Here is a 624-nt window from a genome sequence, read left to right on the forward strand (position 1 = left end):
GACAGAAGTCTATCAATGCGCCTTGGTCACACCGTTGGGTTTGAAGGTGGGTTGATCTTTATTTCTATACCTGTGATCGCATGGTTCTTGGAGATTACGCTCCTTCAAGCATTGATGCTCGAAGCAGGGTTTCTAGTATTCTTCTTGTTTTACGCCACTGGCTTTAACTGGTTGTACGATAAAGTTCAACCGTTTGGGAAAATGAGAAAGTTACTGGTGTAGCCGAGTGAGATTCCCCAAATGCGATTGGCGTAACTAGAAAAAAGCCACCGTATTTCGGTGGCTTTATTGGTCAGTGGGCGGTCGTTATTCTGCAGAAAGTACGCGTAAGATTTTGTCTGCGTGTTCTGCAACTTCAATGCCTTCGTCGGTTAGATAACCACCATCAGGTTGCGTACACAATTGCTTTTGGTAAAGACGCGCAACTGCTGCTTGCATCTCTTCTGAGGCATCTGAATGGACTTTGATGCCTGTCGCTGCACTGCTTAAATCGAATTGAAGAAGAAGGTTCAGTTCGGCGATGTGTTCAGCTGAATATTTCATAGATAATTCCTTTGCGCTTTTTTATCCAAGCTAGTCTTAAAACCAGTGTTGAGCAACACAAAACAACAAGAAATGTTAACT

Annotated in this window: 2 protein-coding genes; one reads left to right on the plus strand and one right to left on the minus strand. The window is 43.4% G+C overall.

The window, feature by feature from the left end:
- Positions 1 to 222, plus strand: a 222-nt coding sequence (locus tag R7P74_RS27330; protein ID WP_318123810.1) for a PACE efflux transporter, incomplete at its 5' end; no start/stop codon positions are given.
- Positions 223 to 306: 84 nt separating this feature from the next.
- On the opposite strand, the gene R7P74_RS27335 is transcribed toward R7P74_RS27330, so the two are convergent.
- Positions 307 to 543, minus strand: a complete 237-nt coding sequence (locus R7P74_RS27335) for a TIGR02647 family protein (RefSeq protein WP_005462432.1) — start codon at positions 541 to 543, stop codon at positions 307 to 309.
- Positions 544 to 624 lie beyond the last annotated feature (81 nt).

The sequence above is a fragment of the Vibrio sp. 2033 genome (genome assembly GCF_033339735.1).

Coding starts and splice junctions, on each gene's coding strand:
- R7P74_RS27335 (WP_005462432.1), bottom strand. CDS start 543: ATGAAATATTCAGCTGAACACATCGCCGAACTGAACCTTCTTCTTCAA.